Origin of the sequence: Bradyrhizobium sp. AZCC 2176, assembly GCF_036924645.1 — a bacterium.
Taxonomy (GTDB): domain Bacteria; phylum Pseudomonadota; class Alphaproteobacteria; order Rhizobiales; family Xanthobacteraceae; genus Bradyrhizobium.
In genome coordinates this window covers 5,353,036-5,377,812 of record NZ_JAZHRX010000001.1, presented here as the reverse complement: position 1 = coordinate 5,377,812, position 24,777 = coordinate 5,353,036, and the positions used below count along the sequence as shown (strand labels likewise).

Here is a 24,777-nt window from a genome sequence, read left to right as displayed (position 1 = left end):
CCGCTTTGCGCAGCCTTAAGCCGGAACCTTTCATGACCAAGCCCGCCACCCAACGATTTCAGCCGCCCGCCATCGACAAGCTGCCGGAGGATATCCGCACCCGGATCCTCGCGGTGCAGGAGAAATCCGGCTTCGTCCCGAACGTCTTCCTGACGCTCGCCTATCGTCCCGACGAATTCCGTGCCTTCTTTGCCTATCACGACGCGTTGATGGAGAAGGATGGCGGGCTGACCAAGGCCGAGCGCGAGATGATCGTGGTCGCGACCTCCGCCGCCAACCAGTGCCATTACTGCGTGATCGCGCATGGCGCGATCCTGCGCATCCGGGCCAAGAACCCGCAGATCGCCGACCAGATCGCGGTTAACTACCGCAAGGCCGACATCACGCCGCGGCAGCGCGCCATGCTCGACTTCGCCATGAAGGTGAGCCAGGAAGCCAACACGGTTTCGGAGGCGGATTTTGCGGAAATGGCCGGCCACGGCTTCAGCGACGACGACATCTGGGACATCACGGCGATCGCGGCCTTCTTTGCGCTGTCGAACCGGCTGGCCAACGTCACCGCGATGCGCCCGAACGACGAGTTCTACATGATGGGGCGGTTGCCGAAATAGGCCGACGCCGGAGGTTTTCGCGTTGCTGGACTGGACCGACATCATAGTACGTCTTGGCGTCGCCACACTGGCGGGTGGCCTGATCGGTCTCAACCGCGATCTGCAGGGAAAGCCGATCGGGCTGAAGACGCTCGCGCTCGTCAGCCTGGCGACCGCCATGCTCCTGGTGCCGGTCCATTCCGACGAGAGCAGAACCGTTTCGGACGCGGGCAGCCGGGTGATGCAGGGAATCCTGACCGGGATCGGTTTTCTTGGCGCCGGAGTCATTGTCCATGCGGGACGGCATTTCAGGGTCCGCGGGCTCACCAGTGCCGCCTGCACCTGGCTGGCAGCCTGCATCGGAATTGTCTGCGGCCTCGGACAATGGCGATTGGTCATTATCGCGTTGGTCATGACCTTCGCGGTCCTGACGGTTGGCGGCCGAATTGAACCGTGGTTACACAAGAAGCTTGGCGGCAAGGACGAGACCGAGCAGGAACCGCCTGCTGGCTCCTCGTCGGACAAACTCCCGACGTAGCCGCCGAGCACAGCAGGTTCCATCAGACGTTGCGCGGATGGATGGCTGCCCCGCGGCAAGATTTCATGTTGGAAGTGCTGCCGTCGTGCTAAGAAAGGCGCAGGAATTCTCGCGGACCGGCAGCAGTGAAAACCCAGCGGCCCATCATTTCGGACGATGAGCACATCGTGCTCAAGTTCCGGCCGCGCACCTCCGCTCACCCGCCGACCCGGCGGGACGAATCCGATCCGGCCAAGACGCCCAACGCCAAGACGCCCAACACCAACACACCCAACACTAACACGCCGCCTGCAGCGAACGATCTGTCCCGCTACGAGCGGCCGCGTGACGAGGGCGATGATTTCCGTCATCGGATGCTCGCCAATATCGCCGCGCTCGCCTTCACGGTGGCGTTGACCGCGATCGGCATCTGGCTCGCCGTGAGCATCGCTGATCTCCGCAAGACCCAGGATTGCGTCCTGATGGGCCGCCGCGACTGCGCCCGGATTTCGGTGACGCCGCCGGGGTAGTCGGCGCACGATCGTCGCACTAAATTACCTCGTCATATCCGCCACCGGGTCTCGCCTTCGAGTACGCCGCGGCCTATCCGCGTCATTGCGAGCGAAGCGAAGCAATCCATTCTTCCTTCGTGTGGTGAGATGGATTGCTTCGCAGAGCCTGTCATCGGCCGGCGCTTCGCGCCGACCCGTTGGCTCGCAATGACGTTGATGCAGTTTCGCATTCTCGCGACACACTGTGCCCGAGGTTTGCATGAACCTTGTCCCTCCCTAAGAGGGAGCAGGGAATGCCGGGTGCTTGCTGCACCCGCGGTCTCGTGTGCAATATAGGTAGAAGTGCGCACACGAGCATACAGGTACAGCCGGAGCACTCCGGCATTCCCTGCGCAATGGGTTGACGGCTTATGCCGCGCTCTCCCTGGAGACGAATTCGTCTTGCCTCCATCGCTGCCGGCTTGATGGCTCAATCGATCCGGTTGGATCAAATTCGCCACCGGCAGCTTGGCACCAGCCACGGGCGTCAGGACCACACGGTTTTGCCGTACGCTTCAGCGCCGTACGTCCTGCGCGCCGGATTTCGCTCACAAGATAAACTTGCCCTGCGACTTCCTCTGCGCGCCTGACGCTGCCGCGTCCACCGCATCCCATCCCAACGTTCGTGACGATGGCCAACGCCCCTCTTGTTCAGGACGGGATGGCGGGTTTGTAGGACTGATTTGGGGTGACGGCGAAGCGGATTATTTTTGCAACCGAGGCTGGACGGGGCAAATCAGCTTGAAGTTGTTACGAAAAATCGTCCCATCGCGCACGCCCGAATAGCCTCGATCACCCGCCCGTAGGGCCTCGCCCCTTCTTCAATCGGCATTGTATCACATCGAACCGGGCGTTAGCCGACAGCGTAATCCGCCGTTTCGACGATGGGTTTCGGTGCGCTCTACCTACGGGCTGCTTCATTCGCGTCCTTCCTTCCTCACCGCAACTCCGCATCCCGCAGTGGCGCGCGGCTGAGTTCGTTGCCGGCGGCGATGGCCTTGCGTAGCAGCCGCATCAACTCCGCGCCCTCCTTTTCGGTGAGACCGCGCAACATGGTCCGCTGGGCCGCTTCGACGGCCGGCGTGATGACGCGCAGCGTTCGCTTTCCCGCGTCGGTTATCTGCAACTCGCGGGCGCGGCGGTCGCGGCTGCTGGCGTGGCGCACCAGCAAGCCTTTTTGCACGAGGCGGTCGACCACGCCGGTGATGGTGGTTCGGTCATAGGCGATCAGGCCGGCCAGCGTCACCTGATCGATCCCCGGGTTGAGCTTGATCGCCGCCAGCGCTGCGTACTGAACCGGTGTGAGGTCGAAGCCTGCTTCCTCGACCTCGGCCAAGAACACCGCCACCGCGATCTGTTGGAAGCGGCGTGCCAGATGGCCAGGCATCTCGTTGTTGTCTCTCACCGAACGCTCCAAGGCAGGTTGGAAGTCAGATCTGGAATTGACAAGTGTACTGATAATCAGCATGCTGAGCAATATCGCCGATGGGCCTTTTGGTACCCGCGTCCACCGCCTGTCCGGCGACCGGCGCCATCGATGAACGGCAACCTATCGGTCAAAATCACGTTGGGGCCAGGAGCGGGAGGAGCAGGTCTCATGCAGTTTCATTTGAACGGATTCGAGCCGGGCGACCCCGAAATCACCGATCCCGTCGAGCGGGTTTTGCCCTCGGGCACGTCAGGACCGGTTCCGGCGGAAGTCGACGTCCTGATCATAGGCTGCGGACCGGCGGGCTTGACGCTGGCGGCGCAGCTTTCGACCTTTCCGGATATCAAGACCTGCATTGTCGAGCAGAAACCCAGCCGGCTGTTACGCGGCCAGGCCGACGGCGTCGCCTGCCGCACCATGGAGATGTTCCATGCCTTCGGTTTCAGTGAGCGCGTGCTGAAGGAGGCGTATTGGGTCAATGAAACGACGTTCTGGAAACCGGATGAGGGCAACGCTGAAAACATCGTCCGCAGCGGCCGGGTCCAGGACGTCGAGGACGGGCTGTCGGAATTTCCGCATGTCATTCTGAACCAGGCGCGCGTGCATGATTGCTATCTCGACGTCATGCGCAAATCGGAGGCCAAGCTCGAGCCATATTATGCGCGGCGCCTGATCGATGTCCGGACCTCGCCTGCGGCAGACCACGCGGTCACGGTCAGCCTCGAGCGGCTCGATGCCGGGCACGAGGGCGAGGTCGAGACCGTCAGGGCCCGCTACGTCGTGGGCTGTGACGGCGCGCGCAGCACGGTGCGCAAATCGATCGGGCGCGAGCTGCGTGGCGATTCCGCCAACCATGCCTGGGGCGTGATGGACATCCTTGCCGTCACCGACTTCCCCGACATCCGCTTCAAGGTGCTGATCCAATCGGCCAGCGACGGCAGCATCATCGTGATCCCGCGCGAAGGCGGCTATCTCGTCCGGCTCTATGTCGAGCTCGCCAATCTCGACGCCGGCGAGCGGGTCGCCAGCCGCAACATCACGCCGGACGATCTGATCGCGAAGGCGCGGCGGATTCTCAATCCGCATACGCTCGATGTGAAGGAGATCGCCTGGTGGTCGGTCTATGAGATCGGCCAGCGGTTGTGTGACAAATTCGACGACGTGCCGGCGGAAGAGGTCGGCTCGCGCCTGCCCCGCGTGTTCATCGCGGGCGATGCCTGCCACACCCACAGCCCTAAGGCTGGCCAGGGCATGAACGTCTCGATGCAGGACGCCTTCAATCTCGGATGGAAACTTGCTTCCGTGCTGCGCCAGCGCAGCGCGCCGGATCTTTTGCATAGCTATTCGGCGGAACGGCAGGCAGTTGCGAAGGAGTTGATCGACTTCGACCGCGAATGGGCCGCGATCCTGGCGTCTGCCAAGGGCGACAACAAGGGCGCGGATGCCGCAAAAACCCAGGACTATTTCGTCCGGCACGGCCGCTACACCGCGGGAACGGCGACCCACTACCGTCCGTCCATCATCACCGCCGAACCAAACCATCAGCATCTCGCCAACGGTTTTGTGATCGGCACGCGTTTTCACTCTGCGCCGGTCGTTCGCCTCTCGGACGCCAAGCCGGTTCACCTCGGCCACGTCACGAAGGCGGACGGACGCTTCCGGCTCTTCATCTTTGCCGGCGCTGAAGATCCCGCGGCCGCCACCTCCCCTGTTCGCTCGCTGTGCGATTTCCTGAGCGAGAATCCAAAATCTCCCGTGAGGAGACACACGCCCGCGGGCACCGATATCGATTCAGTGATCGACGTCCGCGCCGTATTCCAGCAGGCTCATCCCGAGCTCGCGATCGAGGCAATGCCCCCGCTCCTGCTCCCGCCAAAGGGCCGCTACGGACTTCGCGACTACGAAAAAATGTTCTGCCCGGATCTCAGGGGCGGCCACGACATCTTTGCAATGCGCGGCATCGATCGGAATAAGGGCTGCATGGTCGTGGTGCGGCCGGACCAATATGTCGCGCACGTGCTGCCGCTCGATGGTTACGCGGAGCTTGCGGCCTACTTCGACGGGTTCATGCTGCGGGCGGGGTAAAACGCTGGGGTGGTCCCGCTCCCCGAAACTGCCATGTTTGCCCTCAAATCCAATGTGAGGGGAACGGCCGCGTCCATTGAACTCAGGGCCCCGCTCCGATATACGGGCACTCGACTCCGGCCGAGGGAACAGGGCCTTCCGGGGCCGTTCACCCGCCTCCTCAAGCCGTTCCGGATTATCTCCAATATATCAAAGGCTTAATGATGTCTTCCACATTCGATCAGATCGCCAACATTATCGCGGAGACCTGCGACATTCCGCGCGACACGATCAAGCCGGAGAGCCACGCCATCGACGATCTGGGAATCGACAGCCTGGACTTCCTCGACATCGCCTTTGCCATCGACAAGGCGTTCGGGATCAAGATGCCGCTCGAAAAATGGACCCAGGAGGTCAACGACGGCAAGGCCACGACAGAGCAGTATTTCGTGCTGCAGAATCTCGCCGATCGCATCGACGAACTGGTCGCCGCCAAGAATGCAGCGCCGGGCGCCTAGTCGCCGGCCATGCAGCTTGATTACTTCCTACTGATCGACCGCATCGTCGACCTCAATCTCGACGAAAGGAAGATCACGGTCGAGGCCCAGGTTCCGGCGTCGCATACCATCTTCGAAGGGCATTTTCCCGGTTTCCCGATCATGCCCGGCGTACTGCTGACCGAAGCGATGGCGCAAAGTTCCGGCTGGCTGATACTCGGCGCCCTGAAGTTCGAGCGCATGCCGTTCCTGGCCATCGTGAAGGAAGCCAAGATGCGGGGTTTCGTCAGTCCCGGCCAGTTGCTGACGATCGAGGCGAAGCTCGAGCATGAAGGTTCCGGTTTTGCCGTCACCAAGGTAAAGGCGCGCGTTGGCAAGGAATTGAAGTGCAGCGCCGAGCTCACCTTCGGCCTGGCCCCCTTCCCCGATCCGGCCTTGCGCGTGCACATGGACGCGTTGGCCAACAAGATCGGCTTCCCACTGCAGGCGATAACGCATGACTGATCAGAAGTCCCCGGCCGCCAAGGAAGTCTGGATCACCGGCATCGGCATCGTCTCCTCGCTCGGCGAAGGGCTGGACGCGCATTGGGATGCGCTGAACGAGAAGAAGATCAACGTCGACGACAAACGCTTTGCGCCCTACATCGTGCATCCGCTGGCGCCGGTTACCTTCGACGCCCAGATCCCGAAAAAGGGCGATCAGCGCCAGATGGAGGCGTGGCAGCGCATCGGCACCTATGCCGCGGGGCTGGCGCTGGATTCGGCCGGCATCAAGGGCAACAAGGAAATTCTCGGCCGGACGGACATGATTATCGCCGCCGGCGGCGGCGAGCGCGACCTCGCGGTCGACCTCGCCATCATGACCGCCGACGCCAAGGGCAATTCGAGCCCCGCCTTTCTCAACGAACGGCTGATGAACGATCTGCGGCCGACGCTGTTTCTGGCTCAGCTCTCCAACCTGCTCGCCGGCAACATTGCCATTGTCCACGGCGTGTGCGGAACGTCGCGCACCTTCATGGGCGAGGAAGCCGCCTCCATCGACGCGGCGCGGATCGCACTCGCGCGTATCGAGTCCGGGCAGAGCGACATCGCGCTGGTCGGCGCCGCCCACAATGGCGAGCGCTCCGACCTCCTGGTCCTCTATGAATTCGGCGATTTCAATCTGAAAGAGAAGTATGCCCCCGTCTGGCAGCGCGAAGCTGGAAGCGGCTTTGCTCTCGGCTCCGCCGGCTGTTTCCTGGTGCTGGAATCGCGCGAGCATGCCGAAGCGCGCGGCGCCAAGCCGTATGCAAAACTGACCAAGGTGGTGGCCGACCTCGCCCAGCGCAAGCAGCCGGGCGCGGTGACCAGATCGCTGGAAGCGCTGTGGCCGAAGCTCGGCGTCGCCGGCGACAGCGGTAATCTGATCACGGGCGCAACCGGCGCCGAGCCGGTGACCTCGGAAGAAAAGGCGTTCTTGCGCCAGCATCCGGGATTTGCGGTGCGCGCCACCGGAACGATGTTCGGCCACACGCTGGAAACCCAGTTTCCGCTGGGGCTGGCGCTGGCCGCGCTCTCGCTCTCGCGCGGCGCGCTGTTTCCGCCCAACGATCCGACCGGGCTCGAGGTTGAAAAGACTGATGCCCCGAACCAGATTGTGGTGGTGGGGGCCGGTCACTGGCAAGGCGAAGGCATGGCCCTGGTCGAGGCCGTCAAGTAGAGCGCATTCAGTCACGGCGCAACATCGGGGGAACCATGTCAGCACCACGCGATAAATTCGGCAGGCCGATCGTCGTCGTCACCGGCATGGGCGTGGTGACGTCGCTCGGCGCCGGCAAGCAGGACAATTGGCGCAAGCTGACTGCGGGTGTATCAGGCATCAAGACGGTGACGCGCTTTCCGATCGACGGCTTGAAGTCGACCATGGCGGGCACGGTCGATTTCGTCACCGTCGATCCCGTCACCTCGACGGGACTGACCGAGCGGCTCGCTGAAATGGCCACCGAAGAAGCGCTCGAACAGGCCGCGATCGGCGCCAAGGCCGATTTTCCCGGACCGCTGTTTCTTGCGGTAGCGCCGGTCGAGGTCGAATGGCCGCAACGGCTCGAACTCGGGCGCGCGATCGGCAAGACCGAATTCGGCTATGACGACATGCTGCGCATCAGCGGTGGCGGCCGGTACGCAAAATATCATCATCGCTTCATGTTCGGTTCGGTGGCGAGCCATCTGGCCGAAGCCTTCGGCACCAAGGGCTCGCCGATCTCGCTCTCCACCGCCTGCGCCTCCGGCGCGACCGCGATCCAGCTCGGCGTCGAGGCGATCCGCCGCGGCGATGCGGATGCTGCGCTGTGCGTGGCGACCGACGGCTCGGTCAACACGGAAGCCCTGGTGCGGTTCTCGCTCTTGTCGGCGCTGTCGACGCAGAACGATCCGCCGCAGGCCGCCTCAAAGCCGTTCTCGAAGAACCGTGACGGTTTCGTGATGGCGGAAGGCGCCGGCGCGATGGTGCTGGAAAGCTATGAGTCAGCTATCGCCCGTGGCGCGAAAATCCTCGGCGTGGTCGCCGGCTGCGGCGAGCTGACGGACTCGTTCCACCGCACCCGCTCCAGCCCGGACGGCAAGCCGATCATCGGCTGCATGCGCAAGACGCTGGCGGATGCCGGCCTCGAGCCGGAGCAGATCGACCACATCAACGCGCACGGCACCGCGACGCCGGAAAACGATAAGATGGAGTACAACACCACAGCCGTCGTGTTCGGCGAGCATCTGCCGAAGATCCCGGTGTCGTCGAACAAGTCGATGGTCGGGCATACGATCTCGGCGGCCGGCGCGGTCGAAGCGGTGTTCTCGCTCTTGACGCTGGAGCATCAGCGGATTCCGCCGACCATCAACTACGAGGTTCCGGATCCGGCAATCCTGTTCGACGTCGTCGGCAACACCGCGCGCGATGCCAAGGTCACCGCCGTGATGTCGAATTCGTTCGGTTTCGGCGGGCAAAATGCTTCGCTAATCCTGACGCGCGAACCGGTGTAGTAGGTAGCTGCTTCGCTGACATGAACCGCCTGCTCCTACGTACCAAGGCGCGCCTGCGCGACGCCGCCAAGCCGGTGGCGGAATTGGCCGTCGGCGCGCTGACGATCGCCTTGCTGCGCACCACGCGCTATTTCGATCCGGACAAAACCGCCAATTTCTTCGGCCGCGCCACCCGCTTCATTGGCCGGCGGCTGCGCGAGGACCGCATCGGGCGCGAGAATCTCAAGGCCGCCTTCCCCGAGAAATCGGCGGAAGAGATCGAGACCATTCTGTCCGGCGTGTGGGACAATCTCGGCCGCATCGGCGCCGAGTTCGCCCATCTCGATCACATCTGGGACTACGACCTCGATCATCCGGAGAAGCCGAGCCGCATCGAGTTCCCCCCGCGGACCAAGGAAATCTTCGATTCTTTGCGCGACGACGGCAAACCGGCGATCATCTTCGCGAGCCATCTCGGCAATTGGGAAATCCCGGCGCTCGGCGCCGTCGCGCACGGCCTCGATTGCGCGATCCTGTTCCGCCGGCCCAACATCGAGGCCGTCGACCGCGCCATCGAGCGGATCCGCGCCGTCAAGATGGGCACGCTGGTGCCGGCCGGCCGCGACGCGCCGCTCAAGCTCGCCGAGGCGCTGCAGCGCGGCCAGCATGTCGCGATGCTGGTCGATCAGTACATGGGCAACGGCGTCGAGGTGACGTTCTTCGGCCGCAAGACCAAGGCCAATCCGACATTGGCGCGGCTGTTGCGGCAGGTCGAATGCCCCGTGCACGGCGTCCGCATCGTCCGCCTGCCCAACCACCGTTTTCGCGCGGAATTGTCCGAAGAGGTCAAGCCGGTGCGCGACGCCTCAGGCCAGATCGACATCCAGGGCACGATGCAGGCGGTGACGTCAGTGGTCGAAGGCTGGGTGCGGGAATATCCGGACCAGTGGCTGTGGCTGCACAGAAGGTGGCGGTAGTTAAGCGGGCGTAGCCTGGGTGGAGCGAGTAGCAATCCGGGACTATTTTCGCGCTGTCTCGCATTCCCGGGTTGCGCTTCGCTCCGCCCGGGCTACGGAAAGCTTATCCGCCGAACAGCAAGCCGAGGCTCCACGCCTTCATCGCGACAGCCGATCCCAGGACGAAGATGATCTGCAGCAGCGTGCGCGTTGAAAAGAACGTGAGGATGGTTGTCATGTGATGCTCCCGGAGGGAGCTATAGATTCTGTGTCGGGTTTCGGCAACAGAAGTTTGTTGGGAGCGACGTGGCAAGCGAGCCCGACGCCGCCCCGCCGTCACCTCCCGGTCTTCACTCTGGTCCAGAGCCGGTTAATGATGCGCTGCGTCGCCGGGTCGCGGGCCTGGATGACGAACAGTTTTTTCTGCGTCGCCTCGTCCGGGTAGATATTCCTGTCGTTGAGGATCTTCGGATCGACCAGCTTCTGGCTTGCCAGATTACCGTTGGCGTAGGACAAAAAGTCCGAATTCTTCGCCGCAACGTCCGGGCGGTATAGATAGTTGATCAGCTCATAGGCTTCCGCGACATTCTTCGCATCCGCCGGGATCGCCAGATTGTCGAAGAACATCTGCGCGCCCTCCTTCGGGATGGTGTAGCCGATCTCGATGCCGTTTTTCGCTTCCGCCGCGCGGCTGCGCGCCTGCATCACGTCGCCCGACCATCCGACCACGAAGCAGATTTCGCCCGACGCCAGCGCGCCCAGATATTCCGAGGAATGAAACTTGCGGACATTGGGCCTGATCTTGCTGACGAGCTCGGCGGCCTTTTCCAGATCGGCCTGTTTGGTCGAGTTCGGATCGATCCCGAGATAGCCGAGCGCTGCGGGCAGAATGTCGTCGGCGGAGTCCAGCATATGGATGCCGCAATCCCTGAACTTGGCGAGGTTCTCCGGCTTGAAGACGATATCCCAGCTATCGATCTTCGCATCCGGCCCGAGAATTTTTTGCGCGGTTTTGACGTTGTAGCCGATGCCCGTGGTGCCCCACATGTAATTGGCGGCGTAATTGTTGCCGGGATCATAGGTGGCGAGCTGGCTGGTCACCACCGGCCAGGCGTTGGCGAGGTTCGGCAGCTTCGACTTGTCGAGCTTGAGGAAGACTTTCGCCGTGATCTGGCGCTGCAGGAAATAGCCTGTTGGCACCACGACGTCGTAGCCCGACTTTCCTGCCAACAGGCGCGTCTCCAGCGTCTCGTTGGCGTCGAACGTGTCGTAGACCACCTTGATGCCGGTTTCCTTGGTGAAGTCTTCCAGCACCCCCGGTGCCATATAGTTCGACCAGTTGTAGAAGTTCACCGTGCGCTCCTGCGCCCACGCGGGCGAGAGCGACAGCGCCACGGCGGCTGCACCGATCAGGCCAAGCGAACGTCGGAGAAGGTCGCGCATCTGCTACCTCTTGCGGCGGCCGCGCACCGCGTCCGACAGGCGCTCCAGCGCGGTATCCAGCGTTTCGTCCTTCTTGGAAAAACAGAACCGCACCACCGACGTCACCGCGTCCTGTTCGTAGAACGCCGACACCGGGATCGCGGCGACTTTATAATCGGTCACGATGCGCTTGCAGAACTCGACGTCGGTTTCGTTGAGACCGAGCGGCGACAGGTCGACGGTGAGAAAATACGTGCCCTGCGACTTCAGCACGGGAAAGCCGATGCTCTCCAATCCCTTCGTCAAACGGTCCCTGCTCCGCGCCAGTTCCTTGCGCATGTCGTAAAAATATTCGTCAGGCTTGCCGAGGCCATAGGCGACCGCGGCCTGCAGGTTCGGCGCGGTCGTGAAGGTCAGGAACTGATGCACTTTTGCAGCCACGCGCAACAGCGGCGGCGCGGCGCAGACGAAGCCGACCTTCCATCCCGTCAGCGAAAAGATCTTGCCGGCACTGCCGACCTTGATGGTTCGGTCGCGCATGCCCGGGACCGTGATCAGCGGGATATGCTCGCGGCCGTCGAAGACCACGTGCTCCCAGACCTCGTCACAGATCGCGATCGTATCGAACTTCTGGCAGAACCGCGCCAGCAGTTCGAGGTCCTCGCGGGAATAGACGACGGCGGCCGGATTGAGCGGATTGTTGAACAGCACCGCTTTGGTCTTGGGATTGAAGACGCTTGCCAGCATCTCCTCCGTCAGCCGCCAGCCCGGCGGCTCGAGCCGCAGCAGGCGCGGAATGCCGCCAGCCTGGCGGATGATCGGCAGATAGCTGTCATAGACCGGCTGGAACACCACGACCTCGTCGCCCGGTTCGACGACGGCGAGGATGGACGCGGTCAGCGCCTCGGTACCGCCCGAGGTCACCATCACTTCGGTCATCGGATCGAGGCTGAGCTTGTGCCAGCGTCCGTAATGGGCGGCGATCGCCTGCCGCAGTTCGGGAATGCCCATCATCGACGGGTATTGGTTGTAGCCGTTCACCGTGGCATCAGCCGCGGCGCGGCGGATGTCCTCCGGCCCGGGATCGTCGGGAAAGCCCTGGCCGAGATTGATGGCGTTGTTGTCGCGCGCGGCCTGCGACATGGCCTCGAACACGGTGACCGGAAGGTCGGCAAAGACCTTATTCATGGATGTCATGGTGGAGATCAGCCGCCGGTTCTGGTCGGCAAGCCTGCGGCCTTCCACCCGATGATGCCGCCGGCCAGATGCTTGTCATAGGGAAGGCCCGCCGCCTGGGCCGCCAGCGACGCCGTCACCGAGCGCTTGCCTGAACGGCAGGCGAAAACCACCTGCTTGCCCTGCGGATCCGGAATCTGCGCCGGATCGAAGCTTTGGAGCGGCACGACCACGCCATCCGGGTAGGCTTCCACCGCCACCTCATTGGGCTCGCGGACGTCGACCAGAAGATAGCGTCCTTCCGCTATCCCCTTGGAGACGTCTTCCGGCATCAAATCGTGCACCTGATGGTCCGCCAACATATCCTCCCGAAACCGTTCCGCGCAGGGCTCCGATCAGCCCCGCCGCGCGGGCGCCAAAGTCGCCTCTGGCGCGACGAAAATCAAGCGCCGTGAACGGCTTAAAGGGCAGCGAAACTGGCCACCGCCTGACGCACTTATTCTCCTGCGACCCCTGTTTTCAGGCGAGAAGTTCTTTCGCGATGGGCCAGGCGCCTTTCGGCGTTTGAGGACCGGTCGCCCGGTAGCCGCGACGAAGGTAGAAGTCGCGGGCGTTCGTGCTTGCCTCTGCGTGCACCGACGGGAACCCGCGGTCGCGCATCAGCCCTTCGAGCATGGCGAGCAATCCGACGCCTACGCCCTGCCCGGCGAATTCAGGCGCCGCATACAAGCCCTCCAACCTGTCGCCGCGAATGGCCCCCCATCCGACGATCTCGCCGTCCAGCTCGGCAACCCATATTTCCAGTTCACGCAGCTTTCGCGCCATTCCGGAGAGCGTAAGCCGCGCCGCCCACCCCTGCGCCTCGGCCGCAGCCATCGTTGGAGGCGCGAGTTCAAGGATAGACCGTCGTCGAATGTCGTAGAGACCGCCGGCGTCCTTGCCCATCGCTCGACGGTAAACGGCCCCCATCGTCACCTGCGCCCCTAGCTAGTCAAATGGACCTGCCGAGCCAATGTCCGCTATTGAGAGAACCCCGAAGCGGACATCGGCCGGCCGAATCCGTAGTTCGGCAGCTCCCCCCTGCTCATCACCGTTTCATATTAGCCGCCAAAACCACCCTGCTCCATTTCTTGACCTCGTCGGAGATCAGTTTGGCGAAGTCGGCGGGCGATCCGCCAAGGGCCATGCCGCCCAGATTGGCAAGCCGCGCTTGGAGTTTCGGATCGGCGATGCTTACGTTGACTTCCTTGTTCAGCTTTTCGATGACTTCTTCCGGCGTGCGCTTTGGACCGCCGATGCCGAACCATGCACTTACCTCGTAACCGGGCAACGTTTCGCCCAGAGCTGGAACGTCCGGCAATATTGGCGAGCGCGCCACCGTCGTTACCGCCAAGGCGCGGAAATTGCCGGCCCTGACATATTCGATCGATGAGAGTAGCGGGCCAAAGTAGACATGCGCTTCGCCGGTGAGAAGGGCAGGAAATACCTGCGCGCCCCGATAAGGCACGTGAAAGAGATCGACGCCGGCCATCGTTTTGAACATTTCGCCGGCCAAATGGGTCGTAGATCCGGTCCCGGCTGACGCCATATTGACCTTGCCGGGATTGGCTTTCGCATAGGCGATGAACTCCGCGACTGTCTTGGCGGGAACCGACGGATGGACCTCCATGACCAAGGGCACGCGAACGATACCTGCGATCGGCGCGATATCACGGATGAAGTCGAAGCTGAGGTTGAGCAGGGTCGCATTTATCGCATTTGGCGTGGCAACCAACAGCAGCGTGTAGCCGTCCGGGGATGCCCGCACGACTGCCTCAGTGGCGATGTTGCCGGTAGCGCCACTGCGGTTCTCGATAACAAATGACTGTCCAAGGCGCTCCGATAGCGATTGACCGATCAATCGCGCGACGATGTCGGGTGCACCGCCGGCGCCAAAGCCTTCGAGCAGGTGCACCGGTCGTGTCGGGTAGCTCTGCGCGCTAGCGAAATGGGATAATGCCGGAAGCGTGGCAGCAGCCGCTGCCAGATGCAGGAATTGACGGCGCGGAACGTTCATCGCGGCCTCCGAAACTGCTGGTATACGGAGTCCCTGCGGAGCCACACGGGAGGCCGCACACGCAGACGTCGGTTGAATTTCGATGCACGCCTGCCGACGGCACGGACGCTGCGGCTAAGAAAAAAGGGGACTTCGGCACGTCCCGCTCGGCAGCTCATGACTAGGCTACATCAGTTGCACGACTAGCGGAAGGCATGAATCAAGAGCCATGCACCGCACGAGTCTGGCCGATTTCTTTTTTTGCAAACGTCGCCTGTTTTGGCTTGTGTAGCAGCTGGTTGAGCAAGCAGCCGATTACCGCATGCTGAGGCCAGGCTTACGCGGTTTTGGCTTCCGCGTACTGCAGCAAACTGGTAAGATCACATCGAAGCTGCTCACCAGGACACCGATCACGCCACGCACTTTACGTGAAGTGATGTGCAATGGTTCCGAAAACCCAATACGCAAAGAGCGGTGATGTTCGCATCGCCTATCAGGTCGTCGGCGAAGGGCCCTTCGACCTCGTCTTCGTGCCTGGTTTCATTTCCAACCTCGACGCCGCTTGGGAGGAGCCCTATCGTGCGCGGGTTTGGACCCGATTGGCGTCCTTCGCCCGCCTGATCATGTTCGACAAGCGCGGCACCGGGCTTTCCGACAGAACGGTTGGTGTGCCAACCCTGGAAGATCGCATGGACGATGTTCGCGCGGTGATGGATGCCGTTGGCTCGCAACAGGCTGCCCTGTTCGGCATCTCCGAAGGCGGCGCGATGTCAATCTTGTTCGCGGCCACCTACCCAGAACGTACCCGAGCGTTGGTCCTGTACGGTACCTATGGCCACTTCAGCTCGTGGGTTGTGCCCCGGGACAGGCTGGATGCCGCCCTGGATCGCATGGAAAAAAATTGGGGGACCGGCGAGAGCCTCCGTTTGTTCGCTCCCAGCGTGGCATCAGATGAGACGTTCAAGCTGTCATGGGCCCGTTTTGAACGTCTAGGTGCAAGCCCTTCCGCAGTCGTCGCGCTTATGCGAATGAACAGCGAAATCGATGTTCGTCCAATCCTTCCGTCGATACGGGTGCCGACGTTCATTATTCATCGACAAGGGGACGTTCGCGTCAACGTTGAAGCCGGCCGGTTCATGGCCCGGCAAATCCCAAACGCGAAATATCTCGAACTGCCCGGCAGTGATCACATGTTGTGGACTGGCGAAACAGAACGGGTGCTGGATGAGGTTGAAGAATTCCTGACAGGCTCGCGGTCCGCAAGCGAATCTGATCGCGTGCTTGCTACCGTTCTGTTCACCGACATTGTGAACTCAACCAAGCGTGCCGAGACGATCGGAGATCGCGCATGGCACGACGTGCTTGATCGGCACAACGCGCTCGTGCGGCGGGAGATTTCGCGACATAGAGGCCACGAGGTGAGGACAATGGGAGACGGCTTCCTGGCAACCTTTGACGGGCCGGCTCGATCAATCCGGTGCGCTCTGGCGATCAATGAAGGCGTTGAAGCTCTTGGGCTGCAGGTAAGGGCCGGCCTTCATACCGGCGAGGTCGAAATGACCGATGATGATCTGAGCGGCATTGCGGTCCACATTGCAGCGCGTGTCGCAACGATGGCAAAGCCCGGGCAGGTTCTGGTGTCGAATACAGTCCGTGATCTTGTCGCAGGATCGAACATCAGGTTTCATGACGAAGGTAGTCATTCCCTGAAGGGCCTCACAGAGAGCGTCAGATTGTTCGCGGCCGAACGGTAGTGGCGCAAAGCGGATGTTCTGCAAGCGAGCTTGTCGGTTGCTTTGGAAAACGTCTTCCACGCTGCTCTGTCCGGTCAGCCGGCTGCGCACAAGCGATCCGCATTGTCATTAAGCTTGTCCGCCCGAATGATTGCTCATTGTGCGACGGCCCCAAGCAGAAAGACGTCGTCGTTCTGTCTCAAGTGACCGTGAGACGTGAGGCAGTTCACATTTGAAAATCGCGAGTTGATTTAAGGCCGTCGCAAGCCCCGTTTCGGGAGACGAGCGATGCCATTATTCAATAGCCAAATCCATTGGCAGGGAATAGGCACCACGGTGGCGGTCGTGCTTCTCACCTTGCTCGTACTTGCGTTCGCCGTTGTTAGTTACGTGGAATGGTCATCGAACGTGGCCGAATTTATGAGCGCAACCGAGGCATCGGCATCTGATCCGAACCATTCCAACGAGCCTCCAGCTCCGATTCAGTCCCTCAGGGGCCGAACGGGCTGCCCCCAGGGCAAGAGACCGCTACCAACTGAACTTATTCCCTTGCAGTAGTTTGGATTTGCGCAATCCATACTTCTCGTTTTGCTGTTGAACCTTCGCGAAGTTCCCGTGACCTACGCTAAGGGGCTTTTTTTCGGGGACCACAGTAGGAGGTCCTGATGACGAAGCATCGAACGATTACCGGGTTCGTGGCTGTCGCTCTGCTCGCAGTTGCCGCAACCGCCGTCACCATGAGGTCGCACTCCCCCGACGGTATTGTCGTCTCCACCGGCACGACTGTGTCGAAGGGCCTCACGGTCGACGCGAACGAGCTCCCGACTGCGAGTTTTGACGACCGCTGGTCCGCAATGTCTTCTTCGACAACGGACACGCCTGAGCGATAGGCTGGACCTTCGCCAAGTACCGCCGCAGTCGGACTACTTGGCGAAAATTGTAATGGACCCTTGGCAGTTGGGCGACACTTTCGCGTGACGAGGCGCGGATGCGGCTGCGCGCACGACAAGATGATTAAGGAGGTACATTCACACCACATTGGCAGTTCGAAAATCCAATTTTTCGATGGAGGCAACGATGAACGTATTGAAAGCTGCAATCGTCGGCCTGACCCTAATTTCAGCCAATACACTGGTCCGCGCAGACGTCATCACCGACTGGAACAACACCGCAATGGACGTGATGAAGGCGGTCAACGTGGGCGGTAATCCGTGGACGCGCAGCATGGCCATGGTCAACGTGTCTATGTCCGACGCGATCAACTCGGTGCAGAACCGATATTCGCGCTACATGACGGAGGCTCCAATTAACCCGGACGCCTCGGCCGAGGCCGCCGCAGCGGCGGCTGCCCGGGAAATTCTCATGCGCCAGTATCCCGGCCAGAAGGCGCGGATTGACGTAGCCTTCGCAGAGACGATGCAAACCATTCCGGACAACCCCTCACGGGCTGCGGGAATTGAGTTAGGCGAAAAAGTTGCGGGCGCGATTTTCGCCGAACGTCAGAGCGACGCGACAAACATGCCCGACACATATCGCCCGCTCACCACGGCTGGCGTGTGGGTGCCGACCACGTCGCCGCTCTTCCCTCAATATGCGACGGCCAAACCGTGGGGTATGGACAGCGCCAGTCAGTTCCGTCCGGCTCCGCCCCCGGCCCTCAACAGCACGCTTTACGCGCGCGATTACAACGAAACCAAGGAAATGGGCGGAGTGAAAAGTACGAAGCGGACCGACGCCCAGTCCGACGCGGTGCGCTTCTGGACACAAGCCAACCTTGGGCCGGCATGGTTCCACGCGGCCAGGCAGGCTTCCGCTCGTCACAACCTCGCCGTGGCGGAAAGCGCGCGCGTGTTCGCACTGATGTCGATGGCTTTCGCCAATTGCTTCATCCTCGATTGGGACGCCAAATTCCAATACAATTTTTGGCGGCCGATCACCGCGATCCGCAACGGCGACCAGGACGGCAACGATGCGACTGAACGCGACGCAGGCTGGCAGCCTCTGAACACCACTCCGATGCATCCGGAATACCCGTCGCAGGCGGGGATCAACGTGGGTGCGGCGCGAAGCATTCTGGAAGCTGTTTTCGGCAACGGGACGGAAGACTTGGTCGCGACCGATACTTCCGACGCGCGCCTTTCACGCAAATTCACCAGCTTTGCGCAGATGGCCCAGGAGCAAAAAGAGGTGCGCGTCTGGGGCGGCATTCATTTCCGCAATTCGCTGGAGGTCGGAGATGCGATGGGTCGCAAGGTCGCCGACCATCTGTTGGCAAATTACATGAAGCCGGCGCGGTAGGCCCATGTTCGGCGCCGTCTCAAGGCGCTTGGTAACCGGCGGCGCGCTGCTGCTTGCCGCCTTCCTCGCCGCTGATGCCGCTGACATCGACGACGATCTGCCCGACCTTACTGACCAGATCGGGCGGATGGCCTCCGAGGTCGCATTGGAGTTGCAGCAAGTCTGTCCGCCTGCTTCACCCTCGGACCAGGCAGCCTTCGACCGATGCCGGCGCAGCCTGTTCGGCGACTCCGTGCTGCGGCGCAGCCTCGCGCCGAGGCTCCTGTGGGGCCGCCGGAATCAGGACGCCGGGGCAGCGCTCCAGAACACCAATCTCACCCAGTTTGCGCCCGATGTGATTGCCGGCCTCTACCTCTCGCTGTTCATGTACAGCGGCGAGTACAGTATCGAGTACGTCGAGCGCGAGCGATTGTACCTGATCCGTCTGCAGGCAGGGTTCCGCAACCTGCTGCCGCCCGGGCAGTTTCCGTATCCGTTCTGGCACGAAGAGGCGAAGTGGGCTGTTTATCAGGCCACAAATTCGGTTCTGCTCTGGGTCAATCCAAAGACCGCGAAGATCGTCGTTGGGCAATTTACCGAGCGGGGCAGCGACAGCCCTGTTGCCTCAACGCAACCGATATGGCCCAGGTTCGACGGCAAATGGATGTGGATGGACAAGGACGGACGCATCCAGCCGCGCGTAACGCTCTTCGACGGCTTGTTCCGGCAAGACAATCCTTATCTGCCAAAGCTCGACTCCACCTATCGAACGCTGGCGCTGCGGATGCGCGACGCGCAATGCGATAACTGTCACGTGCCGAACAACCCGGTGCCGATGCGCCGGCTGCTGCTGATGCACACACCTGCCCACGCGGCAGGCGAGATTGCCCGGATCGTGAAAGCGGTGCGTGAAGACAGGATGCCGCTCGACGATACCGGCGCCGAACAGCCGCTCGAGCCCGCGCTCAAACGTGCGCTGCTCGAAAGCGGCGCAGCTTTCGAAGAGTCGGTGAAGGCTGCAAAGGATTGGGAAGCGGCGCACCAGGATTGAATGGCACTCGGCTGATCCGGTCGTTGAGGCACCTGCCCCTAATGTTTTCTTGTCGCGAGACACGCAATAATCGCACGACGCCTTGATTTCTGCACTTTTTGAGCAACAAATTGCGACATGTAAGTTTTGGAGGACACGCGATGATGGGGCGTGGGCTCGCGTTGTTACTGGTGGGACTGCTCGGCGGCTGCATGCAAGCGACGCTTGCGCCGTCATCGAATGCCAGTTTGACCCCAAGGGACCGGCAGTTGCTCGCTCACCCGCCCTATGCGCAGGCGAGCATTCCAGAGACTTATCGCCGACACATTGTCGACTACACGCGCAAGGAGCAGCCGGGCACGATCCTGGTCGATACCAACGCGCGTTATCTCTATTACGTCCTGCCGGGAGGCAAGGCGATCCGCTACGGCGTGACGGTGGGAGAGGAAGCGCTGGCCTGGTCCGGCGTCGCTACGGTCGGCCGCACCGCCGAATGGCCGGATTGGATCCCGACGGCGGAGATCCAGGCCCGGCTCGGCCCCTACCCGAAGCGCATTGCCGGAGGCCCGGCCAATCCACTCGGCGCGCGGGCGATCTATCTTTACGAAGGCAACAAGGACACCCTGTACCGCATACACGGCACCAACCAGCCGGAATATATCGGTCAGGCCATCTCGTCCGGCTGCATCCGCCTGACCAACGAAGACATCATCGATCTCGTGAACCGTGTGAAGCCGGGCGCGATCGTCGTCGTCCTCCCGCCGGGCCGCAGTGCCTAGGGCGCGCACTCATGGATCCCGAACGCCCAAGGACTCGTAGCCGCCTACAGGGCGGAATCCGCGTCATAACCCTCCCCGGCCAGGCGTCCGCCTGTGGAACGCCGCTCTACGTGACGAGTTTATTGTAGGTTGCACGGAGGAATCCATGAAGAAGCTTATCGCGGTCACCGCGTTCGCCCTCATGTGCGGGGCAGCCTTCGCACAGAACACCGGCCCCGCTCCGCAGACCGGAATGGATAGACCTGGAACGACTGATGGTGCCAAGCCAGATGGTTCGATGGACACCACCGGCATGAGCAGTACCAAGGGCAATATCAAGAGGGACAAAGACGGCGCGCCGGCCCCCGTAAAACAGGACAACATGAAAAAGTGAGTGCATCCCGGCTTACGAGGTCGCGCCATCAGCGAGTCCTACCGTGCGGCCGGCTCTCCGAGGGCTCTCCGGAGCAGGTTTCCCGCTTCGGCTCCATCCCTACTGTCGTCATGAACTCGCCCGGCACAATCCGATGGCCTCCAGAACCACATTAAAAGCGTTTGATGGTCCCGAAGGTCCGCTCCCGCGTCTGACAGCAGAAAGCGGATATTGCGTTTATGCTTACAAGCCCTCTAGCGAGTTACGCAGCGTGACGCTCCGCCAAGCCGCAATCACGAGGCTGGATTGGGCCGGACGTGCTGGGCTGGAATGCTCTCGTCTCGTTCCAGCGGCAGGGTGAATTGAAAGACCGCGCCCCCGGATTCATTCGCGCACGCCCACATCTTTCCCCCGTGCGCCTCGACCATCGACCGGCAGATAGCGAGGCCCATGCCCATGCCCTTGGGCTTCGTCGTGTAGAAGGCCTGGAAAACGCGCTCCACATCCACCGGGGCCAGGCCCGGGCCGGAATCGCGAACCGTGACGCGTACCCCGTCGGCGGCCTCCGTCTCGGTGCCGATCCATAGCTCGCGCGTCCCGTCGTCGAGGTCGTCCATGGCTTCGATAGCATTGAGGATCAGGTTCAGGATCACCTGCTGCAGTTGAGTGCGATCGCCTTGCACCATAGGCAAACCAGGCGCGAGCCGAGTTTGCAGCGAGATGCCATGCTTGAGCGCTTCGCTTCGGGTCAACACGAGCATTTCGAGGATGGCTTCGTTAAAGTCGAACCAATCCCTCCGCGTCGGGACCTTATGGATGAGCGCCCGGATGCCGCCGATGACATTGCCGGCGCGCTTGCCGTCCTCGACGATACGGCCGAGCGAGGCGCGAACCTCGTCGAGATCGGGCGGTTGAGCGCGCAGCCAGCGCAGGGCGGCCTGAGCGTTGGTAACCGTCGCGGCGATCGGCTGGTTGACCTCATGGGCGATCGAGGCAGACAATTGCCCCATCGTGGTGACGCGATTGACGTGCGCGAGCTCTGCCTGCATGGCGCGCAAGGCTTCCTCGGCAAGCCTGCGTTCGGTGATGTGCCGTCCCACACCGCGGTAGCCGACGAAGCGCCCCGTATCGTCAAACCTAGGCAGCCCGGAGACGGAGATGTAACGCTTGCTGCCGTCGGGCGCAGGCCGCGCGAGCTCGAAATCACGGAACGGCAGGTGGGCATCGAGCGTCTCCCGGTGCTTTCGCCAGGCCTCTTCATCAGGCTCCAGGTAAGGCACTTCCCAACGTGTCTTGCCGATCTCGGAGTCCAATGCCGGCGCATCGGCAAGGCTCTCCGCAAACTCCTGGTGAGTAAAGCGGTGTCGCGCATCGGTCTCCCAGTACACGTCAAAGGAGAACTGCACGAGGGTGCGAAAGCGCTCCTCGCTCCGCCGCAGCGCTTCTACCGCCCGCTTGCGCTCGGTCAGATCGAGGACAAAACTGACACCTTGATTTGGGCTTTGTTCGAACATCACCCCGCCGAGCAGCACGGGCACACGGCTGCCGTCTTTCCGGAAGTACTCCTTCTCGTATGGCTGGACGGTCCCCATCCGCTTCAGCTCTTCCACCGTGCGCACATCGCGGTCGCGCCATTCCGGCGGCGTCAGGTCCGTCCGGTTCAGCCGACCCGAGGCAAGATCCTCCTGGTCGTAACCCAACATATTGAGAAACGCATCATTGGCTTCGAGAATGCGACCATCGAGCTCCCAGATGATGATGCCGACGATGTTGGCGTCGACCAGGCGCCGGATCTTCTTGTCGCGCGCCAGGAGATCGACGTGGAGCGCGATGTTCTCTGCCATCGCTTTACGCCGCCGGATCGCTTCGTGCCGTGCCAGCGCCAGCGCCACTCCAGCCAGGACTGCGACAATGACGACAGCGGTCGCGATCAGCCAGGCCTTGCGTCGTTCGAGTGCCTCGGCGCGCTTCTCCTGATCCACGCGCAGGAAGCGCTCGTGGTCCACCATCTGGTCGATCTGCGACCTTATCTCATCGAGGCTGCGGATCATCGCAAGCGCAGCCGGCCCGGAGTAGGTGCGGACCGCTTTGACGATTTCATCGATCTCGCGCAGCTTTGCTGCAACGGTCACCGCCAGATGTCCGGCACGATGGCTCTGCAACGGATCGCTCGCAACCAGGGCCTGGAGCGCCTGCGCGTCCCGGCGCACGCTGTCGTCAGAGACGCCATAGGCCTTGAGATAGTGCGGGTCGAGAGTCAGCAGATAGCCCCGCCTTTGGGCCTCCACGTCGGCGATGACCGTTTTCAGCCGATCCAGCGTCTCAAGCACCTCGCGATTGCGCTCCTGCGCAAGATTTGCCGCTTGTCGCTCCTGCCAATATCGAAAGCCGAGAAACCCGGTCGCGACAACCACCGCCAGAAGCGCCGCGACCACCAGCGCCAGCGGACGAGCAAACCACCGAAAGGACTGGCTCAGAGGGACTGACATTGGCCTTGGTCTTCGATGCTGCATGCGCGGCCGTTTTCTGATGCCGACGCAGAGTATTGCTAGTATATTGCAAATACAGCCATGGTCCGCGTAGCTGAGCGGGAACCGGCACGCTCAACCGCGCAGATAGTAACGGCTTAGAAGCCCGTCGGTCCCCTCGCAAGGGGCCAGAACGTCACGGGAAGGTCCCGTGCGTGCTGTGAAGTCCGATCCCTCGGCCGGAGCAACCGCAGGAGCGACGGCATGGCTCCAATAGACATGGCTCCAATAGACTTGGCTCCAATAGACTTGGCTCCAAAAGATTCGGCTCCAAAAAAGTCAGCTCCAAGTGAAAAGTTGCTTGAAGAGTTGCCGGGCAGTTCCAGATCGGCCAGCCGGCGCAGCTTCGTCAAGGGATTGGGCGCGGCCGGGGCGGCCTTGCCGGGCCTCTTCATGCTGCCGCGGTGGGGTTTCGCAGAGGACGTCACCGCGCTCTATGCCAACGCTGCGATAGGCTGGAAACAATTTGCGGGGCAAACGATCACGCTCGCGGGTGCGATCCATCCCTGGTCAAACGCGATCACTCCGCTCTTGCCCGACTTCACCAAGCTCACCGGTATCAACGTCGTTCCCGACTTCCGACTGGAGACCACCTACCTGGGCGCGCTGCCGATCCAGCTCAACCGTGGCGACAGCACACCGGATGTCTTCATGTTCACGGCCTACGGCCAGGGCATCTCGGCAGGATGGCTCGAGCCGCTGAACGCCTATTATTCCGACAAGTCGCTGACCGATCTCGGCTGGTATGATGAGAACGACCTTCTCAAGACCGCCCGCGCCTTTCCGTTGTGGCGGGGCGGTGAACGCTACGCCATGCCAATTACTTCCGAGGCGGTGACCCTGTTCATCAACGACGATGCGCTGGCAGCCAAGAACCTGCCGGTTCCCCGGACTTTCGAAGAGCTGCTGGTGACCGCGAACGCAGTGAAGACCGACGAGATGTCCGGGATAGCCATGCGGGCCCAGGCCAGTGGCAACTCATCCGTGCCGGCCATGAGCTTCGTGTTCTCCTATGGCGGGGCCATGGTCAGCGACAACAAGGCCGCTTTCGGGAGTCCCGAAGCAATCGCAGCCATCGACATGTATGGTCAGTTGCTCAGTCAAGCCGGCCCTGGCGGTGTGAGCGGGTACGAATGGTACCATGTGTTGGACGACTTTCTTCAGCGCAGAACGGCGATGGCGATCGACAGCAGCAATTTCGCTACCGACATCTCCAATCCGGCAAGAAGCCTCGTTGCCAGGCAGGCCGTGTTTGCCGCATTTCCGCACGTCGCCGGACGCATGTCCGTGCCCTTCATGTCGCACTGGCAGGCGTGCATCAATTCCAGGTCGCGAAACAAGCGGGCGGCTTTTTTGTTTCTGCTGTGGGCGACAAGCAAGCCGACCTCGATGCGGACCGCCGCCGCGGGGCTGGCGACGACACGCGTGTCGGCCTGGTCGAGTGAGGACTTCAAGAAGGCGTTCGGCGCCCAAGCCGCGGAGGCGGCGCTGACCAATCTGCAGAATGCCGATGTCGACCGCGCCAAGGCGATCCTTTTCCATCCGCACTCGAGACCGATCCTGGACGCGTTCATGATCGGCGTGAATGAAGTGGTCTCTGGAGCGAAACCGGCGAAGACTGCGATGACCGATGCCGCCGCGAAGGCCAATGCGGTGATCCGCGGATAGCAGAGCCGTTCCCACCCCTGCACGAGTCGCGGCTGCTGCAGCACCAGCTGCCATGACGTGCTCCTCCCATGGAAGCAAGGCAGCCGCCGTCCCAACGAATGTCTGGTCAGCGGAGATCAGTCTTTCGCCGGAAAACGCTCTCCCGCGGTGCCAGAAATAAAACCCACCTCCCAACGGCTCGC

General features: G+C 62.0%; 23 protein-coding genes. 16 read left to right on the top strand and 7 right to left on the bottom strand.

Annotation, left to right across the window (positions count from 1 at the left end; translation table 11 throughout):
• Positions 1–32 precede the first annotated feature (32 nt).
• The 3 genes from V1288_RS25235 to V1288_RS25225 all read left to right on the top strand — a co-directional run bounded on the left by V1288_RS25235 (position 33) and on the right by V1288_RS25225 (position 1,637).
• Positions 33–611 carry a peroxidase-related enzyme gene (locus V1288_RS25235; protein ID WP_334359615.1) on the top strand — a complete coding sequence of 193 codons (579 nt, stop codon included), beginning with the start codon at positions 33–35 and terminating at the stop codon, positions 609–611.
• Positions 612–633: 22 nt separating this feature from the next.
• Positions 634–1,128: an MgtC/SapB family protein gene (locus tag V1288_RS25230; RefSeq protein WP_334359614.1), complete on the top strand. Its 495-nt coding sequence runs from the start codon at positions 634–636 to the stop codon at positions 1,126–1,128.
• A 125-nt stretch (positions 1,129–1,253) separates the two neighbouring features.
• Positions 1,254–1,637, top strand: a complete 384-nt coding sequence (locus V1288_RS25225) for a hypothetical protein (protein ID WP_334359613.1) — start codon at positions 1,254–1,256, stop codon at positions 1,635–1,637.
• Positions 1,638–2,595: 958 nt separating this feature from the next.
• Here the strand turns inward: V1288_RS25225 and V1288_RS25220 are convergent.
• The gene (locus tag V1288_RS25220; RefSeq protein WP_334359612.1) at positions 2,596–3,063 is read right to left on the bottom strand and encodes a MarR family winged helix-turn-helix transcriptional regulator; all 468 of its coding nucleotides are present in this window, start codon (positions 3,061–3,063) and stop codon (positions 2,596–2,598) included.
• 192 nt (positions 3,064–3,255) lie between these two features.
• Here V1288_RS25220 and V1288_RS25215 point away from each other — a divergent pair, with 192 nt between their 5' ends.
• The 6 genes from V1288_RS25215 (at position 3,256) to V1288_RS25190 (ending at position 9,616) form a co-directional block, all read left to right on the top strand.
• Positions 3,256–5,172, top strand: coding sequence for an FAD-binding monooxygenase (locus tag V1288_RS25215; protein WP_334359611.1), 1,917 nt, complete (start codon positions 3,256–3,258; stop codon positions 5,170–5,172).
• A 203-nt stretch (positions 5,173–5,375) separates the two neighbouring features.
• Complete coding sequence (locus V1288_RS25210) at positions 5,376–5,669, top strand: acyl carrier protein (protein ID WP_028346689.1); 294 nt, start codon at positions 5,376–5,378, stop codon at positions 5,667–5,669.
• Positions 5,670–5,678: 9 nt separating this feature from the next.
• A complete protein-coding gene (locus V1288_RS25205; RefSeq protein ID WP_334359610.1) occupies positions 5,679–6,152 on the top strand; it encodes a 3-hydroxyacyl-ACP dehydratase FabZ family protein in 474 nt (157 codons plus the stop codon).
• Entirely contained in the window at positions 6,145–7,347 is a 1,203-nt protein-coding gene (locus V1288_RS25200) for a beta-ketoacyl-ACP synthase (protein WP_334359609.1), read from the top strand. The genes V1288_RS25205 and V1288_RS25200 overlap by 8 nt, the downstream gene beginning before the upstream one ends.
• A 35-nt stretch (positions 7,348–7,382) precedes the next feature.
• A complete protein-coding gene (locus V1288_RS25195) occupies positions 7,383–8,660 on the top strand; it encodes a beta-ketoacyl-ACP synthase (protein ID WP_334359608.1) in 1,278 nt (425 codons plus the stop codon).
• A gap of 20 nt (positions 8,661–8,680) precedes the next feature.
• The gene (locus V1288_RS25190; protein WP_334359607.1) at positions 8,681–9,616 is read left to right on the top strand and encodes a lipid A biosynthesis lauroyl acyltransferase; all 936 of its coding nucleotides are present in this window, start codon (positions 8,681–8,683) and stop codon (positions 9,614–9,616) included.
• 315 nt (positions 9,617–9,931) lie between these two features.
• Here the strand turns inward: V1288_RS25190 and V1288_RS25185 are convergent, their stop codons facing one another.
• From V1288_RS25185 to V1288_RS25165, 5 genes are all read right to left on the bottom strand, one after another.
• Entirely contained in the window at positions 9,932–11,038 is a 1,107-nt protein-coding gene (locus tag V1288_RS25185) for a polyamine ABC transporter substrate-binding protein (RefSeq protein ID WP_334359606.1), read from the bottom strand.
• 3 nt (positions 11,039–11,041) lie between these two features.
• Positions 11,042–12,214 carry an aminotransferase gene (locus tag V1288_RS25180; protein WP_334359605.1) on the bottom strand — a complete coding sequence of 391 codons (1,173 nt, stop codon included), beginning with the start codon at positions 12,212–12,214 and terminating at the stop codon, positions 11,042–11,044.
• A gap of 8 nt (positions 12,215–12,222) precedes the next feature.
• Entirely contained in the window at positions 12,223–12,555 is a 333-nt protein-coding gene (locus V1288_RS25175) for a rhodanese-like domain-containing protein (protein ID WP_334359604.1), read from the bottom strand.
• A 157-nt stretch (positions 12,556–12,712) separates the two neighbouring features.
• Positions 12,713–13,138, bottom strand: a complete 426-nt coding sequence (locus V1288_RS25170) for a GNAT family N-acetyltransferase (protein ID WP_334359603.1) — start codon at positions 13,136–13,138, stop codon at positions 12,713–12,715.
• 142 nt (positions 13,139–13,280) lie between these two features.
• The gene (locus V1288_RS25165) at positions 13,281–14,249 is read right to left on the bottom strand and encodes a Bug family tripartite tricarboxylate transporter substrate binding protein (RefSeq protein ID WP_334359602.1); all 969 of its coding nucleotides are present in this window, start codon (positions 14,247–14,249) and stop codon (positions 13,281–13,283) included.
• Positions 14,250–14,671: 422 nt separating this feature from the next.
• On the opposite strand from V1288_RS25165, the gene V1288_RS25160 reads away from it, so the two are divergent.
• The 6 genes from V1288_RS25160 to V1288_RS25135 all read left to right on the top strand — a co-directional run bounded on the left by V1288_RS25160 (position 14,672) and on the right by V1288_RS25135 (position 20,420).
• Positions 14,672–15,982, top strand: coding sequence for an adenylate/guanylate cyclase domain-containing protein (locus V1288_RS25160; RefSeq protein ID WP_334359601.1), 1,311 nt, complete (start codon positions 14,672–14,674; stop codon positions 15,980–15,982).
• A 644-nt stretch (positions 15,983–16,626) separates the two neighbouring features.
• Entirely contained in the window at positions 16,627–16,851 is a 225-nt protein-coding gene (locus tag V1288_RS25155) for a hypothetical protein (protein ID WP_334359600.1), read from the top strand.
• A gap of 187 nt (positions 16,852–17,038) precedes the next feature.
• Complete coding sequence (locus V1288_RS25150; protein WP_334359599.1) at positions 17,039–18,259, top strand: vanadium-dependent haloperoxidase; 1,221 nt, start codon at positions 17,039–17,041, stop codon at positions 18,257–18,259.
• Between the two features lie 4 nt (positions 18,260–18,263).
• Positions 18,264–19,289, top strand: a complete 1,026-nt coding sequence (locus V1288_RS25145) for a hypothetical protein (protein WP_334359598.1) — start codon at positions 18,264–18,266, stop codon at positions 19,287–19,289.
• A 140-nt stretch (positions 19,290–19,429) separates the two neighbouring features.
• A complete protein-coding gene (locus V1288_RS25140) occupies positions 19,430–20,047 on the top strand; it encodes a L,D-transpeptidase (RefSeq protein WP_334359597.1) in 618 nt (205 codons plus the stop codon).
• 145 nt (positions 20,048–20,192) lie between these two features.
• A complete protein-coding gene (locus tag V1288_RS25135) occupies positions 20,193–20,420 on the top strand; it encodes a hypothetical protein (protein ID WP_334359596.1) in 228 nt (75 codons plus the stop codon).
• Between the two features lie 272 nt (positions 20,421–20,692).
• Here V1288_RS25135 and V1288_RS25130 read toward each other — a convergent pair whose 3' ends face one another.
• Entirely contained in the window at positions 20,693–22,888 is a 2,196-nt protein-coding gene (locus tag V1288_RS25130) for an ATP-binding protein (protein ID WP_334359595.1), read from the bottom strand.
• 336 nt (positions 22,889–23,224) lie between these two features.
• Here V1288_RS25130 and V1288_RS25125 point away from each other — a divergent pair, with 336 nt between their 5' ends.
• On the top strand, positions 23,225–24,595 hold the full coding sequence (locus V1288_RS25125) for an ABC transporter substrate-binding protein (RefSeq protein ID WP_334359594.1): 1,371 nt from the start codon (positions 23,225–23,227) through the stop codon (positions 24,593–24,595).
• Positions 24,596–24,777: the final 182 nt, after the last annotated feature.